Origin of the sequence: Streptomyces sp. NPDC051452 (assembly GCF_044454765.1) — a bacterium.
In the GTDB taxonomy this organism is placed as follows: domain Bacteria; phylum Actinomycetota; class Actinomycetes; order Streptomycetales; family Streptomycetaceae; genus Streptomyces.
The window spans coordinates 22,648-37,671 of the sequence record NZ_JBITEB010000026.1; the positions used below are offsets into that span (position 1 = coordinate 22,648).

Here is a 15,024-nt window from a genome sequence, read left to right on the forward strand (position 1 = left end):
GCTCAGTGCTAGGTCAAGCGCCGCGACGGTGTTGTGAGGGACCTTCGTCCTCGTCCTCGTCGTCCTCATAGAGGTCGGCGTACCGAGAATAAAGATCATCCTCATCGTCTTCATCGGCCTCGAACGGCTCGCCGTTCGGCGGCTGGCTCGAAGTCGATGCGCCCAGTTCACTGGCCAGACGTGACAGATCAGTCCCACCGCTGTTGTACTTCAGCTGGCGGGCGACCTTTGTCTGCTTGGCCTTGGCCCGGCCGCGCCCCATGGCTCGACCCCCTCGGTGACGGGGCTCGACGGCCCCAGAGTCTGACACGCGTTCATGATCCGGAACGGACCCTCCGCAGAGAGGCCGGTCCGTAGGGCTTCCACGGTACCTGAGCCCGCGCCCATACGGTACGTCGCCCGCAGCACGCGCGTGTGCACAGGACCCTCGAGGCGCCCCGTCCTCGCTGGTCAGTGGCGATTTTAACCACTTATCGTAGTACGACCCGCCGGTGGAAGTGAGAGTTCTCTCTAAGTTCCCACCGGCGGGTACCGCCCAGGCGCGCGCCCGGCTCAGCGCGCGGCGTGTCCGGCGCGGGCCTCGGCCATCCGCTGCTCGGCGATCCGGTCGGCCGCCGCGGCCGGCGGGATCCCGTCCTGCTTCGCACGTGCGAATATGGCCAGCGTGGTGTCGAAGATCCCCGCCGCCTTCGCCTTGCACCGGTCGAAGTCGAAGCCGTGCAGCTCGTCGGCCACCTGGATGACCCCGCCGGCGTTCACGACGTAGTCCGGCGCGTAGAGGATCCCGCGGTCGGCGAGGTCCTTCTCCACGCCCGGGTGGGCGAGCTGGTTGTTGGCCGCGCCGCAGACCACCCTGGCGGTCAGGAGCGGCACGGTGTCGTCGTCCAGGGCACCGCCGAGGGCGCACGGCGCGTAGATGTCCAGACCCTCGACCGCGATGAGGGATTCGGTGTCGGCGACGGCCGTGACTCCGTCCGGATGCTCCTCGAGGATCCGCTGGACGGCGTCGGCGCGTACGTCCGTGATCACGACCTCGGCGCCCTCGTCCCGCAGGTGCCGCACCAGGTGGCGGCCGACCTTGCCGACCCCGGCGACGCCCACCTTGCGGCCGCGCAGCACGGGGTCGCCCCACAGGTGCTGGGCCGAGGCGCGCATGCCCTGGTAGACGCCGAAGGCGGTGAGCACGGAGGAGTCGCCCGCGCCGCCGTTCTCGGGGGAGCGGCCGGTGGTCCAGCGGCACTCACGGGCCACGACGTCCATGTCGGCGACGTAGGTGCCCACGTCGCAGGCGGTGACATAGCGCCCGCCGAGGGAGGCGACCATACGGCCGTAGGCGAGGAGCAGTTCCGCGGTCTTGTCGCGCTCCGGATCACCGATGATCACGGCCTTGCCGCCGCCGTGGTCCAGCCCGGCCATGGCGTTCTTGTACGACATCCCGCGCGCGAGGTTGAGGGCGTCGGCGATCGCCGCGGCCTCGGTCGCGTACGGATAGAAGCGGGTGCCGCCGAGGGCCGGGCCCAGAGCGGTGGAGTGGATGGCGATCACGGCCTTCAGACCGGTCGCCCGGTCCTGGCAGAGCACGACCTGCTCGTGGCCGCCCTGGTCCGAGTGGAACAGGGTGTGCAGGACATCAGCAGGTGCGCCGGTTACGTCGGTCACTGTGGTGACTCCTGTGTAAGTAGCGGCGGGTGGGGCTCAGCCCCCGTGCGGGTGGCGGGTGCTGTGGCATGAGCGTAGAGCCTGCTCGCAGCCACCATCCGCGCAGTGTTCAGGATCACTCTCGGGGGCCGCTCAGTCACGTAGGACCGTGGGACGATCTGCCGTGGTTTCGAGCGCGATCCGTTGGGGAGGGAGCAGGCGTGTCCAAGGTGTCCCCCGTGGTCGTCCCCTACGCCGTGTACCTGCGGGTGTACGAGCCGCTGGGCGCCTTCCCCGAGCCTGAGCGCGCTCACTGGGAGCGCTACGCCCGTCGAAGGGACCGTCCCTCCTACCAGGACGAACTGCGTCGTTCGCTCGCCGATCTGCTGCCCACCCCGCCCATCGCGGTCCCGGTGCACGAGAGCGGGGACGCCTTCGTGCTGGAGGTCGACGGGGTCACCTGCGTCTGCCCCTGGCGGACCCGGCTGCGCGGCTGGCAGGCGCTCGGCGAGTTCGCCGAGGAACTGCCCCCCACGGTGTTGGACGCGGTGCTGCCGCCGGTGGTGCGCCGGCAGGCCGCCCAGGACTACGAGCGCTGGCTCGCCCGCAACCCCGACGCCCGCCCCTGGATCCGCACGGCGACCTGGCAGGTGCCGCTGAATTGGTTTGTGCTGGTCTCGGACGAGGAGCGCCGGTACGACAAGGGGACCGCCGAGGTGCCGCCCGTGCTGCGCTACCGCACGCCCATGGTGCAGGCCCGGCGGCGGGTGGCGCGGGCGCTGCGCACCCTGCGGGACACCGTCGAGGAGAGCCCGCTGATCGACGGTCTGACGGACGTCGGCCGGTGGCTGGAGGAGTTCCATCCGCGCTCCCTGGTGGAGCTGGACTACGGCGGCCTGGTGCACGTGCTGCCGGCCGGCGAGCTGGAGGACGATCACTCGGCGGCCGACGTGGCCGACGGCATCGCGGCGCTGGGCCGGGGGGACGGGGTGGCGGCCGGGGAGGCCTACGGGCGGCTCGTGGAGCGGTGGCGGGCGGTGCGGGACCGGCGCTCGGCCAACTGAACGAACTGACGTTTCAACAGAAACGTTCAAATAGTGACCCAGGTCACAGCTCAGACGTCGTCGAACAGCGTACGGTCAAGGGCACTTCACCAGTTGATGGGACGTTGGTCCCGATCCGGGCTTTTGTGTCCAGGATGGCTGAAGCGTGACGGACCGCACTTACTGGGCCCTTGCGCCTCTTCCCCCTCCTCATGCCAAAATAGGACAAGGAGTCCGGGGAGGGCTCTGTCCGCCCAACTATGCTGCATTATGGGCGGAATCTCCGCATTGCACGCTTTGGGGGGTCTGGTGACTCCTGATCGCCCCTGTGACTGATCGTCACAGAGGCGTGACTGTCCGCTATGGCATGGTCCATCGGCTTCCGTCGCTGATGAACACCTGGGAGGGCAATTCCATCGGTTTGGCCGACGCGGCTGGACAGATGGTGTAGTTGTAGTGCCGAGGACAAGCCGTTCGTCCTATAACCGACTCGACTCGCGTCCGCCATTTCGGGCAACGCGGGTCAAGGTGCAGAATTTAGAGGAAAGAACCGAGATGGTTCGGTTCTCCCGAGGAGGCCGCTCATGACCGCTCGCACCCCTGATGCCGAGCCGCTGCTGACCCCGGCTGAGGTCGCCACCATGTTCCGTGTCGACCCCAAGACGGTCACGCGGTGGGCGAAGGCCGGCAAGCTCACGTCCATCCGTACGCTCGGCGGACACCGCCGTTACCGCGAGGCCGAGGTGCGCGCTCTGCTCGCGGGCATCCCGCAGCAGCGCAGCGAGGCCTGAACAACTGAATATCGGGCGAAACGGTCGGCCCCCCAACCTGCCGCAGCGCCCGGAACCCTAGCTCCAAGCGACGTGGGTCCTGCCCCAACAGGCCCCTCGCCCAAGCCGAAGAGAACGTTCTAGGCAGCGCCACAGGGTGCGTCGTAGATCGCGCTGGACTCCGCCGGGTCCAGCGCGATCTTTTTTGTGCGCCGGCCGGGGCCGTGTGCGGGTCCCCGTGCGCGGGCTTGTCGGAGTCTGGGGAGGGCTGTCGGAAGCGCCGCGCTTCACCCTCGACCGGGGTGCAATTGCACATATTAAATCGACCGGTTGTAGGGAGGGGTTAAAAGCCGCACTTCTCGAAAGTCATGCCGTGACTCCCGTCACACGGGGAGCATCTTGTTGCCCGAGGCTCCCGTGCGCTAAAGGGGAAACCCGCGCCGACGTCCCACGCCGCGACCGGGGTTGAGGGCGGCCGGGTCACGCGCCCCGGGGGCCTTCGTCCTCCGCGGCCTCCTCGCAGGCGTCCTGGGCCTGGGGGCCGGAGTCCATGGCCAGCCGCAGCAGCCGATAACAGATGGGGCAGTGGCGGGTGAGGTGCCCGTAGGCCGAGGCGGCCGACAGATGCGCCCTCAGGAGCGCCCGCGTCTCGTGCCTCGCCGATGCCGCCATACGCCACCTCCGGGGCCGCACAGGAGGAACGGGCCCTGCTCCCTGGGTACCGAGCGGAAGTGGCGCCGTCAAGGGCGCGGTCACCCGCGCTTGACGCACCGGGAAGGGCACGGGAACAGCGGAAGGGCCCCCGAACCGGGGGCCCTTCGCCGCATACGAGTAGGGCCCGCCACCTATGCCGGTGCGGGCCCTACTCTTTCTGCGGTCCTGACGGGATTTGAACCCGCGGCCTCCACCTTGACAGGGTGGCGAGCACTCCAAGCTGCTCCACAGGACCAGGTTTCGCGGCGCTCGACTCGCTGTTTTGCGCTGCGAGAAGAGACTGTACAGGAGGCGGCCCGCCTGGTCGAACTCACCCTGGGTGAGCGTGGGATCACGCCACCGCCGCGTCGATCGCCTTCACGATCCGCTTGTCGGAGACCGGGTACGCCGTGCCCAACGCGTGGGCGAAATAGCTGACCCGCAGCTCCTCGATCATCCACCGGATGTCCAGGACCGAGGCGGGGACCGGCTGCCCCTGGGGAAGCTGCTCCAGGAGCCAGGCGTACTCGTCCTGCATCTCGTGGATCTTCTCCATGCGCGTGGTGTCCCGCTGGACGCCCGTCGGCATCTGCTGCAGACGCCGGTCGGCGGCGACCAGATAGCGCATCAGGTCGGGCAGCCGGCGTATGCCGGCCCAGGTGACGAAGCCGGGCTTCACCAGGGCGTCCAGCTGCCGGCGCACATCCGTCAGGTTCGCGAGCAGCACCGGGCTGCGCACGCCCTTCAGCCGCCGCTCACAGGCCTGCCAGGCGGCGAGGACCTGCTGCACCTGGCCGACCGCGCGGACCGTCGTGTCCACGATCTCCGCGCGCACCCTGTCGAACAGCTTCCGGTAGGACTCCTCGTCCCACACCGGGCCGCCGAAGTCCCCGATCAGCTTGTCCGCCGCGGCCATCGCGCAGTCGTCGAACAGGGCCTGGACGGAGCCGTGCGGGTTCGCCGACAGGGCGAGCTTCTGGGCGTTCGTCAGCTTGTCCGAGGCGAACTTCGCCGGGTTCACCGGGATGTTGCGCAGGATCAGCCGCCGGGTGCCCTTCCACATGGCCTCCGCCTGCTCGGCCTCGGTGTCGAAGAGCCGCACGGAGACCGTGTCGCCGTCGTCCACCAGCGCCGGGTACGCCTTGACCGGCTGGCCGGCCCTGCGGGTCTCGAAGACGCGGGTGAGCGTGCCGATCGACCAGTCCGTCAGACCCTTGCGCTCCAGGGACTCGCCGCCCTCCCGGGAGGCGGTCGCGGCCGCCGCCTGGGACAGCGCCTGGCGCGCCTTGGGCTTCAGCCGCAGCCGCAGCGCCCCCAGGTCCTTGTCCTCGGCCAGTTTGCGGCGTCGCTCGTCCACGATCCTGAAAGTGATCTTCAGATGGTCGGGGACCCGGGCCCAGTCGAAGTCCTCCGCCTCGAAGGGCACGCCGACCATCCGCTTCAGCTCGCGGGCCATGGTGGCGGTCAGCGGCTCCCGCAGGGGCACCGCCCGCTCCAGGAAGGCCTTCGCGTAGTTCGGCGCGGGCACGTAGTTGCGGCGGACCGGCTTCGGGAGGGAACGGATCAGCTCCGTCACGACCTCCTCGCGCAGGCCCGGGATCTGCCAGTCGAAGCCCTCGTCGGTGACCTGGTTGAGGACCTGGAGGGGGATGTGCACGGTCACGCCGTCGGCGTCCGCGCCCGGCTCGAACTGGTACGTCACCCGGAACTTGAGCTGCCCCTGCCGCCAGGTGTCCGGATAGTCGGCCTTGGTGACCGCCTCGGCCGACTCCCGGATGAGCATCTCCCGCTCGAAGTCCAGCAGATCCGGCTGTTCGTGCCGCTTGTGCTTCCACCAGGAGTCGAAGTGCGCGCCGGAGACGACGTGTTGCGGCACCCGCTGGTCGTAGAAGTCGAACAGCGTCTCGTCGTCGACCACGATGTTCCGGCGCCGGGCGCGGTGCTCCAGCTCCTCCACCTCGCCGAGCAGCCTGCGGTTGTCGGCGAAGAACTTGTGGTGCGTGCGCCAGTCGCCCTCGACCAGCGCGTTGCGGATGAACAGCTCGCGGCTGACCTCGGGATCGACGCGGCCGTAGTTCACCTTGCGCTGGGCCACGATCGGAACGCCGTACAGCGTGACCTTCTCGTACGCCATCACGGCCGCCTGGTCCTTCTCCCAGTGCGGCTCGCTGTACGTCCGTTTCAGCAGGTGCCCGGCGAGCGGCTCGACCCACTCCGGTTCGATTTTGGCGTTGACCCGCGCCCACAGCCGGGAGGTCTCCACCAGCTCGGCCGACATCACGAACTTCGGCTGCTTCTTGAACAGCGCCGAGCCGGGGAAGATCGCGAACTTGGCGCCGCGGGCGCCCAGGTACTCGTTCTTGCTGCCGTCCTTCACGTCCTTCATCCCGATATGGGAGAGCAGGCCGGCGAGGAGGGAGACATGGACGCGGTCGGCGGGGGCGTCGTTCTCGTCGAGATGGATGCCCATCTGCTTGGCGACCGTACGCAGCTGGGTGTAGATGTCCTGCCATTCGCGGATGCGCAGGAAGTTCAGGTACTCCTGCTTGCACATCCGGCGGAAGGAGCTGGACCCGCGCTCCCTCTGCTGCTCGCGGACGTACCGCCACAGGTTCAGATAGGCCAGGAAGTCGCTGGTCTCGTCCTTGAAGCGGGCGTGCTGCTGGTCGGCCTGGGTCTGCTTCTCCGCCGGGCGCTCGCGCGGGTCCTGGATGGAGAGCGCGGCGGCGATGACCATGACCTCGCGGACACAGCCGTTCTTGTCGGCCTCCAGGACCATCCGGGCCAGGCGCGGGTCGACGGGCAGCTGGGCCAGCTTGCGGCCGGTGTCGGTCAGCCGCTTGCGGACGTCCTTGGCCGCCGGGTCCAGCGCGCCCAGCTCCTGCAGCAGCTGCACGCCGTCGCGGATGTTGCGGTGGTCCGGCGGGTCGATGAAGGGGAACTTCTCGATGTCGCCGAGGCCGGCCGCGGTCATCTGCAGGATGACGGAGGCCAGGTTGGTACGGAGGATCTCCGCGTCCGTGAACTCCGGCCGGGCGAGGAAGTCGTCCTCGCTGTACAGGCGGATACAGATGCCGTCGGACGTACGGCCGCAGCGGCCCTTGCGCTGGTTGGCGCTGGCCTGGGAGACCGGCTCGATGGGCAGCCGCTGGACCTTGGTGCGGTGGCTGTAGCGGCTGATCCTGGCGAAGCCCGGGTCGATGACGTACTTGATGCCGGGGACGGTCAGCGAGGTCTCGGCGACGTTCGTGGCCAGGACGATCCTGCGCCCGGTGTGCGGCTGGAAGACCCGGTGCTGCTCGGCGTGGGACAGCCGGGCGTACAGGGGGAGGACTTCCGTGAACCGGTACTTCTTCTTCTCCAGCGCGTCCGCCGTGTCGCGGATCTCCCGCTCACCGGAGAGGAAGACGAGGATGTCGCCCTGCCCCTCGCCCATCAGCTCCTCGACGGCGTCGGTGATGGCGGTGATCTGGTCGCGGTCGGCGTCCGCCGCGTCGTCGGAGGCCTCCTCCAGGAGGGGCCGGTAGCGCACCTCCACCGGATACGTCCGGCCGCTGACCTCGACGATCGGGGCATCGCCGAAGTGCCGGGAGAAGCGCTCGGGGTCGATGGTCGCCGAGGTGATGACGACCTTCAGATCCGGGCGCTTCGGCAGCAGCTGGGCGAGGTAGCCGAGCAGGAAGTCGATGTTGAGGGAGCGTTCGTGGGCCTCGTCGATGATGATCGTGTCGTAGGCACGCAGCTCGCGGTCGGTCTGGATCTCGGCGAGCAGGATGCCGTCCGTCATCAGCTTGACGAAGGTGGCGTCCTGGCGCACCTGGTCGGTGAAGCGGACCTTCCAGCCGACGGCCTCGCCGAGTGGGGTCCTCAGCTCCTCCGCGACCCGCTCGGCGACGGTACGGGCGGCGATCCGGCGCGGCTGGGTGTGGCCGATCATGCCCCGGACGCCGCGGCCCAGCTCCAGACAGATCTTCGGGATCTGCGTCGTCTTACCCGAACCGGTCTCACCGGCGACGATGACGACCTGGTGGTCGCGGATCGCGGCCGCGATCTCGTCCTTCTTCTGGCTGACGGGCAGCTGCTCGGGGTAGGTGACCGCGGGCACACGGGAGCGCCGCTCGGCCATCCGGGCCTCGGCCTTGCCGACCTCGGCGTCGATCTCGGCGAGGACGGCGGCCTGGGCCTCCGGCTTACGGATCTTGCGTGCGCCCTCGAGCCGCCGGCCGAGCCGGTGCGCGTCGCGCAGCGACAGCTCCGACAGGCGGGGGGCGAGGGTGCCGAGGGCGGGGGCGGGGTGCGTAGACATACGCGACCCAGGATCTCACCCCGTGCGAAAAACACGCGAACGATTTGACCCGGGCCTCCCGAGGCCCCGCCCGAGGCCCCCCGAGGCCCCTCATGAGTCCCGACAGGAGGGCCCGGACGGGAGGGTCCCAACAGGACGGTCTCGACGGCCTCAACAGGAGACGTACGCCACGAATGCCCTAGCGTGATCCCTATGTCCGATTCGTCACACGGAGAACACGGCCGCCCTCCGACCCGCGCGGAGCGCCTCGCGGAGTTCCGGGAGTCGCCCTTCCTGCCCGCCACCGTCCTGACGCTGATCCTCGCCGCCGCGGCCGGCCTCTTCGCCGGTTCCTACACGTACGCCATGGCCAACCCGACCCCGCATAGCATCCCCACCGCCGTGGTCGGCGCCTACGACGAACCGGGCGCCCGGCGCTTCATCGCAGGCATGGAGCAGGCCCTGCACGCCTCACTCCGGCTGCACCCGTACGACAGCCGGCGGGCGGCGGTACGCGCGGTGGACGAGCAGAAGGAGTTCGCGGTGGTCGAGGCGCCCGCCGGCGGCCGGGCGATCAGCCTCGACGTGTCCGGGGCCTCCGGGGCGACGGTCGCCCAGGTGCTCACCGAGGCGGCGATGAAGGTGGGCAAGTCCACGGGCACGCCCGTGGTGGTCCACGACCTCAAGCCGCTGCAGAAGGGCGACCCGAGAGGCCTGGCGATCTTCTACATCTCGCTCGCCGCCGTGATCATCGGCTTCATCGGCGCGATCCAGCTCAGCGTGCACGCGCGGCTGCTGAACCCACTGGAACGCATCGCCTTCACCGCCGCCTACTCCCTGCTTGGCGGGTTCGTGATCGCGGCGGTGGTGGACTGGCTGCTTGCGGCCGTGCGGCTGCCCTTCGTGGAGTCCTGGCTGATCCTCGCCCTGACGATGTTCACGTCCGGCATGGTGTTCACGATGTTCAACACCCTCTTCGGGCGCTGGGCCATGCTGCCGACGTGGGGCCTGATGGTGCTGCTGGGCAACCCCTCGTCCGGCGGTGCCGTCTCCTGGCCGCTGCTGCCGTCCCCGCTCGGGACGGTCGGGCGCTGGCTGCCGCCCGGCGCCTCGGTGAACGCCCAGCACACCGCCGTGTACTTCCGGGGCCACCAGCACGCTTTCCCGTTCCTGGTGCTGGCGGGCTGGCTCGTCGTCTCCTGCGCGGTCTTCCGCATCTGGCGACACCGGCACCCGGGCGGCCGCACGGTCGGCGCGGCCCACGCGGCGTAGTACCGAGGCGGCACACGAAGAAGGCCCCGTTCACCGAACGGGGCCTTCTGGCTGTGGCTGGGGCCGGGGTCGAACCGGCGACCTTCCGCTTTTCAGGCGGACGCTCGTACCAACTGAGCTACCCAGCCACGGTGTTTCACGTGAAACACCAGCGGTCCTGACGGGATTTGAACCCGCGGCCTCCACCTTGACAGGGTGGCGAGCACTCCAAACTGCTCCACAGGACCAAGCTTGTGTGCAACAGTGTCGCACACGATCTTGCGTGCCCCCAACGGGATTCGAACCCGTGCTACCGCCTTGAAAGGGCGGCGTCCTAGGCCGCTAGACGATGAGGGCTATCGGCCCGCCTGGGCGCTTCTCAGCGCGTCGGGGACGTGAGAAGCATATGGGATGGCGGGGGGGATCGCCAAAACGGTTTACGGGGCGTGGTGCGACGGCGATCCGGAGGGGCTGGCGGAGGGTGTCCTGCCCGGGGTCGACGCGGGCCGGTTCTCGTCCGCCAGATGGCGGCTGACCTCGGCCGTCGTCAGCCCCAGCCCGCCCAGCCGAATCGCGTCCCAGGCCTGGAGGCGGTGGCTGTCGCGGTCGAAGTACAGGATCGACGCCTCGACGGGAGCCGGATACCGGTGCTCCACCGCGCGCAGACCGCTGCCACCGGTCGAGCCCTCCATGCGCAGCCGGGTGCCGTACTTCAGCATCTCGGTGCCCTCGTGATGCAGATGCCCGCACAGCACCAGCGGGACCTCGCCGTCCGTCTCCCGGGCCGCCGACGGCTCGTGGGCGATGGCCACGTCCACCGGTGTGCCGGCCGCCCGCTGGTCGCGCAGGGAGCTGGCGAGCCGGTCGCCCGCCAGCTTCTCGGAGGCGTCCCCGCCGGGCACCGTCGAGCGGTCGGGGGTGAACTGCGGATCGCCGATGCCTGCGAAACGCAGGCCGCCGACCGTCCGGGCCCGGCCGTCGTCCAGGACACGCACGTTCTTCATGCGCTCCAGGTAGCGCTGGGTGCCCGCGGAGTCGTGGTTGCCCCGCACCCAGACATACGGCACGCCCAGGTCGCCGATCGGGTCCAGGAAGCCGTTCTCCGCCGCCGTGCCGTGATCCATCGTGTCGCCCGAGTCGACGATCACGTTCACCTGGTACTGCTTCACCAGCGAGGCGATGATCTTCCAGCTCGCCGGGTTCAGATGGATGTCCGACACGTGCAGGACCCGCAGGGTGGAGGGGTCGGGCTGGTAGGCCGGGAGCGTGGACGTGACGTCGTAGAGCTTGGTCACGTTCGTCACCAGGCGCGCCAACTCCTGCTGGTAGACGTCGAACTCGGTGACGATGCTGCGCGCGTTGCCGACCACGGACGGCGCCGAGCTCAACAGGCCCGAGAACCTCGGCTCCAGCACCGACTTGGGATTCCAGGTGGCGTACGCCGTCACGCCCGAGGCGGCCAGCAGGGTCAGGGCCAGCCCACCGGCCGCGAGAGCCCGGCGCGGACGGCGGTAGACGGCGAGACCGAGGGCCGTCGCACCGGTGACGACGGCGACGCAGGAGCGCAGGGCCAGGTCGAGGGTGCCGCGCTCGACGTCGGCGGTGACCTCGTCCTGGAGGCCGGAGAGCCGCTCGGGGTGGTCGACCAGGGCCTGCGCGCGCGGCGGGTCCAGCTGGTCGACGTTGACGTCCAGCCGGACGGGGGCGACATGGCTGTCCAGGGACAGGGCGCCCAACGGCGAGATATTGATCTTCGTGCCGCCGCTGAGGGAGGGGCGCAGCGCCATCGTCGTGTCCATGGGGCCCACCGGGGCCCGTACGTTGCCGACGATCAGCAGGCCCAGCCAGGCCCCGACGAGGACGACCGCCGTCAGGCCGAGGGCGCGTACCCAGGGGCGGGGGCGCGCGGCGAGCTCCAGGCCGGGCAGGGCGGTTCCGCGCGCACGGCGTGCGCGGTCCGCGGTGCGGGCCGGGCCGTGTCCCGGGGCGCGGTGCAGCAGGCGGTTCAGGGCGGCGAGGGGGGCGCGGACCATTGGTCCCGTATGCCCATGGCCCGGCACGGATATGCGACACCCCGGCGCGCGCCCCGGGACCCCATCCGCGCTCAAGCCCCCGCCCGTGCGGGGCCCTCCGCCCATGACGGACCCCGCCCACCGGCTCCGTCTTGGCCGACAATGGCCGTGTGCTGGAGATGACGCGCGAGGAGTTCGAGGAACTGGTCGCCGAGGCGCTCGACCGGATCCCGGCGGAGCTGACGCGGCTCATGGACAACGTGGCGGTGTTCGTCGAGGAGGAACCGCCCGCCGACGACCCCGAGCTGCTCGGGCTCTACGAGGGGACGCCGCTGACCGACCGGGGCGAGTGGTACGCGGGGGTCCTGCCCGACCGGATCACCGTCTACCGGGGGCCGACACTCAGGATGTGCGAGACCCGCGAGGACGTCGTCGCGGAGACCGAGGTGACCGTGGTGCACGAGATCGCCCACCACTTCGGTATCGACGACGCCCGGTTGCATGCCCTCGGTTACGGGTGAGTGCCGGTTCGAACGGGGCGCGTGTCCTCTTGCGGGCGGCGGGAGTTGGGGAGGTTGACTCCTTTCCTTTCCCGGAGGTGGCCGCCGTGCGCCCCTTGTACGTACCCGTCCGTCTGGTCGTCACGGTGCTGGCCGTCACCGCCGCGGCAGGTTGTGTGAACGTGGGCGACGACGCGGGCCGGGCCAGGCCCGCGCACTCCGCGGGGCCGCACGGAGGCGAGGCGCCGGACGGTGGTCCGGCGGCGGGCGCCGGCGGCTCCGGGGGCGAGGGGGCCGCGGCCGACGGCAAGCACGGGCACGGCGGCAAGGCGAAGCGGGGCGAGTCGGCCTCGGCGTCGGCCACGCCGTCCCGGCCCGGCAGCGCCTCCGCGCCTCCCACGAAGCCGGGCAGGACCGTCGTCCCGGGGGATCCGGCGCCCCCGACGGCGGACCAGCCGACGCCGCCGCCCACCTCGGCCCCGCCCGAGCCGCCGGCCTCCACTCCGCCGCCGCCCGCCTCGGAGCCGCCGTCGGCCGAGCCCTCCTCCTCGGCGCACGAGGAGACGGGACCACAGCTCGTCCAGCGGGAGCCGGCGCCGACACCCGCGGCCGGCGTGACGGCGTGACGCCGACACCCGCGGCCGGCGTGACGGCGTGACGCCGACACCCGCGGCCGGCGTGACGGTGCGACGCCGTGACGCCGTGATGCTGTGATCGAGGAGGGGTGGAAGCCGCTCCCACCTGCGACTATGGGGCTCGGTTTGCCTTGAGGGGTGGTGGGTGCGTATGGTGGTAGATCGTTTGATCCCATTTGCCCGGCGCCACCACAGAGCGCGCCGTGTGGCGCGTACTCTCCTTTGCCGTGGCGGACCGCATTGAGGCGGTCGTGAGCGAAACACGGAGTTGACGGGCGCGTGCCGAAGAGACTCCGGAAGGTTTCGCATTCGCATGTCCGTGTCCAGTACTGACCAGATCGTCGTGTCCGAGAACGACAACGAACTCATCGACGAGACGACCCAGGTCACCGAGGCCCCCGAGGCCGCTGACACCACCCCCCAGACCACCTTCGCCGACCTCGGCCTCCCCGAGGGCATCGTGCGCAAGCTCGCACAGAACGGCGTCACCAGCCCCTTCCCGATCCAGGCCGCGACCATCCCGGACGCCCTGGCCGGCAAGGACATCCTCGGCCGTGGCCGCACCGGCTCCGGCAAGACCCTCTCCTTCGGTCTGCCCACCCTGGCCTTGCTGGCCGGCGGCCGTACCGAGAAGAAGCGGCCCCGCGCCGTCATCCTCACCCCGACCCGCGAGCTGGCCATGCAGGTCGCCGACGCTCTCCAGCCGTACGGTGACGTCCTCGGCCTGAAGATGAAGGTCGTCTGCGGCGGCACCTCGATGGGCAACCAGATCTACGCCCTCGAGCGTGGCGTCGACATCCTCGTCGCCACCCCGGGCCGGCTGCGCGACATCATCAGCCGCGGCGCCTGTTCCCTGGAGGACGTGCAGATCACCGTCCTGGACGAGGCCGACCAGATGTCCGACCTGGGCTTCCTGCCCGAGGTCACCGAGCTGCTCGACCAGGTCCCGTCCGGCGGCCAGCGCATGCTGTTCTCGGCCACGATGGAGAACGAGATCTCCACGCTGGTCAAGCGCTACCTGAACGACCCGGTCACCCACGAGGTCGACAGCGCCCAGGGCAACGTCACGACGATGTCCCACCACATCCTGATCGTGAAGCCCAAGGACAAGGCGCCGGTCACGGCCGCGATCGCCTCCCGCAAGGGCCGCACGATCATCTTCGTCCGCACCCAGCTGGGCGCCGACCGCGTCGCCGAGCAGCTGTGCGAGTCCGGTGTGAAGGCCGACGCGCTGCACGGCGGCATGACCCAGGGCGCCCGTACCCGCACCCTGGCCGACTTCAAGGACGGTTACGTCAACGTCCTGGTCGCCACCGACGTCGCCGCGCGCGGTATCCACGTCGACGGCATCGACCTGGTCCTGAACGTGGACCCGGCCGGTGACCACAAGGACTACCTGCACCGAGCCGGCCGTACCGCTCGCGCCGGCCGCACGGGCACCGTCGTCTCCCTGTCGCTGCCGCACCAGCGGCGCCAGATCTTCCGCCTCATGGAGGACGCCGGCGTCGACGCGGGCCGCCACATCATCCAGGGTGGCGCCGCCTTCGACCCGGAGGTCGCCGACATCACCGGCGCCCGCTCCATGACGGAGGTCCAGGCGGAGTCCGCCGCCAACGCCGCCCAGCAGGCCGAGCGTGACGTCGCCCAGCTCACCAAGGAGCTGGAGCGCGCCCAGCGCCGCGCGACCGAGCTGCGCGAAGAGGCCGACCGGCTGGTCGTGCGTGCCGCCCGCGAGCGCGGTGAGGACCCGGAGACCGCGGTGGCCGAGGCCCAGGCGTCCGCCGCCGAGGCCCTGGCCGAGGCGGCCGTCGCCGCCGAGCAGCCGGCCGAGCGCGAGGAGCGTCCGGCCGCGGCGCCGTACGAGCGCAAGGAGCGGCGTTTCGAGCGCCGCGACGACCGCGGCGAGCGTGGTTTCGAGCGTCGTGACGACCGTGGCGGCCGCTCCTTCGAGCGTCGTGACGACCGTGGTGACCGCGGTGGCCGTTCGTTCGAGCGTCGTGACGACCGGGGTGACCGTGGTGGTCGTTCCTTCGAGCGTCGTGACGACCGTCGTCCGTCCGACCGTGGCGAGCGTGGTTTCGAGCGTCGTGACGACCGTGGCGGCCGTTCGTTCGAGCGTCGTGACGACCGGGGTGACCGTGGTGGTCGTTCCTTCGAGCGTCGTGACGACCGTCGTCCGTCCGACCGTGGCGAGCGT

The 15,024-nt window shown here is 70.3% G+C and carries 11 protein-coding genes and 4 tRNA genes; 6 read left to right on the top strand and 9 right to left on the bottom strand.

Annotation, left to right across the window (positions count from 1 at the left end; all coding sequences use genetic code 11):
* Positions 1-13: 13 nt before the first annotated feature.
* A complete protein-coding gene (locus ACIBA9_RS36630; RefSeq protein WP_362164343.1) occupies positions 14-262 on the bottom strand; it encodes a DUF3073 domain-containing protein in 249 nt (82 codons plus the stop codon).
* Positions 263-552: 290 nt separating this feature from the next.
* Positions 553-1,659 carry a Leu/Phe/Val dehydrogenase gene (locus ACIBA9_RS36635; protein ID WP_393900494.1) on the bottom strand — a complete coding sequence of 369 codons (1,107 nt, stop codon included), beginning with the start codon at positions 1,657-1,659 and terminating at the stop codon, positions 553-555.
* Positions 1,660-1,859: 200 nt separating this feature from the next.
* Here ACIBA9_RS36635 and ACIBA9_RS36640 point away from each other — a divergent pair, with 200 nt between their 5' ends.
* Complete coding sequence (locus ACIBA9_RS36640) at positions 1,860-2,702, top strand: hypothetical protein (RefSeq protein WP_399369894.1); 843 nt, start codon at positions 1,860-1,862, stop codon at positions 2,700-2,702.
* Positions 2,703-3,265: 563 nt separating this feature from the next.
* Positions 3,266-3,472 carry a developmental transcriptional regulator BldC gene (bldC, locus tag ACIBA9_RS36645; protein ID WP_003949541.1) on the top strand — a complete coding sequence of 69 codons (207 nt, stop codon included), beginning with the start codon at positions 3,266-3,268 and terminating at the stop codon, positions 3,470-3,472.
* Positions 3,473-3,931: 459 nt separating this feature from the next.
* Here bldC and ACIBA9_RS36650 read toward each other — a convergent pair whose 3' ends face one another.
* From ACIBA9_RS36650 to hrpA, 3 genes are all read right to left on the bottom strand, one after another.
* Positions 3,932-4,123 (bottom strand): DUF6274 family protein, encoded by a 192-nt coding sequence (locus ACIBA9_RS36650; RefSeq protein ID WP_362164338.1) that lies wholly within the window; start codon positions 4,121-4,123, stop codon positions 3,932-3,934.
* A 202-nt stretch (positions 4,124-4,325) separates the two neighbouring features.
* Positions 4,326-4,400: transfer RNA gene (locus ACIBA9_RS36655), tRNA-Asp, on the bottom strand.
* A gap of 96 nt (positions 4,401-4,496) precedes the next feature.
* Positions 4,497-8,450 carry an ATP-dependent RNA helicase HrpA gene (gene hrpA / locus ACIBA9_RS36660; protein WP_399369897.1) on the bottom strand — a complete coding sequence of 1,318 codons (3,954 nt, stop codon included), beginning with the start codon at positions 8,448-8,450 and terminating at the stop codon, positions 4,497-4,499.
* A 192-nt stretch (positions 8,451-8,642) separates the two neighbouring features.
* Between hrpA and ACIBA9_RS36665 the strand changes: the two genes are divergently transcribed.
* Complete coding sequence (locus ACIBA9_RS36665) at positions 8,643-9,701, top strand: ABC transporter permease (protein ID WP_399369899.1); 1,059 nt, start codon at positions 8,643-8,645, stop codon at positions 9,699-9,701.
* Positions 9,702-9,755: 54 nt separating this feature from the next.
* On the opposite strand, the gene ACIBA9_RS36670 is transcribed toward ACIBA9_RS36665, so the two are convergent.
* From ACIBA9_RS36670 to ACIBA9_RS36685, 4 genes are all read right to left on the bottom strand, one after another.
* Positions 9,756-9,829 (bottom strand) — tRNA-Phe (locus tag ACIBA9_RS36670).
* 24 nt (positions 9,830-9,853) lie between these two features.
* A tRNA-Asp gene (locus tag ACIBA9_RS36675) sits at positions 9,854-9,928 on the bottom strand.
* Between the two features lie 36 nt (positions 9,929-9,964).
* Positions 9,965-10,037 (bottom strand) — tRNA-Glu (locus tag ACIBA9_RS36680).
* A gap of 80 nt (positions 10,038-10,117) precedes the next feature.
* Positions 10,118-11,713, bottom strand: coding sequence for a metallophosphoesterase (locus tag ACIBA9_RS36685; protein WP_399369901.1), 1,596 nt, complete (start codon positions 11,711-11,713; stop codon positions 10,118-10,120).
* Positions 11,714-11,862: 149 nt separating this feature from the next.
* On the opposite strand from ACIBA9_RS36685, the gene ACIBA9_RS36690 reads away from it, so the two are divergent.
* From ACIBA9_RS36690 to ACIBA9_RS36700, 3 genes are all read left to right on the top strand, one after another.
* Positions 11,863-12,213 (top strand): metallopeptidase family protein, encoded by a 351-nt coding sequence (locus tag ACIBA9_RS36690; protein WP_362164328.1) that lies wholly within the window; start codon positions 11,863-11,865, stop codon positions 12,211-12,213.
* An 86-nt stretch (positions 12,214-12,299) separates the two neighbouring features.
* Positions 12,300-12,818 carry a hypothetical protein gene (locus tag ACIBA9_RS36695; RefSeq protein WP_399369903.1) on the top strand — a complete coding sequence of 173 codons (519 nt, stop codon included), beginning with the start codon at positions 12,300-12,302 and terminating at the stop codon, positions 12,816-12,818.
* Positions 12,819-13,140: 322 nt separating this feature from the next.
* Positions 13,141-15,024, top strand: a 1,884-nt coding sequence (locus ACIBA9_RS36700) for a DEAD/DEAH box helicase (protein ID WP_399369905.1), incomplete at its 3' end; no start/stop codon positions are given.

Excerpts from the sequence above, each read along its gene's own strand:
- ACIBA9_RS36650 (WP_362164338.1), bottom strand. The coding sequence starts at position 4,123 with ATGGCGGCATCGGCGAGGCACGAGACGCGGGCGCTCCTGAGGGCGCAT.
- bldC (WP_003949541.1), top strand. The coding sequence starts at position 3,266 with ATGACCGCTCGCACCCCTGATGCCGAGCCGCTGCTGACCCCGGCTGAG.
- ACIBA9_RS36685 (WP_399369901.1), bottom strand. The coding sequence starts at position 11,713 with ATGGTCCGCGCCCCCCTCGCCGCCCTGAACCGCCTGCTGCACCGCGCC.
- hrpA (WP_399369897.1), bottom strand. The coding sequence starts at position 8,450 with ATGTCTACGCACCCCGCCCCCGCCCTCGGCACCCTCGCCCCCCGCCTG.
- ACIBA9_RS36630 (WP_362164343.1), bottom strand. The coding sequence starts at position 262 with ATGGGGCGCGGCCGGGCCAAGGCCAAGCAGACAAAGGTCGCCCGCCAG.
- ACIBA9_RS36665 (WP_399369899.1), top strand. The coding sequence starts at position 8,643 with ATGTCCGATTCGTCACACGGAGAACACGGCCGCCCTCCGACCCGCGCG.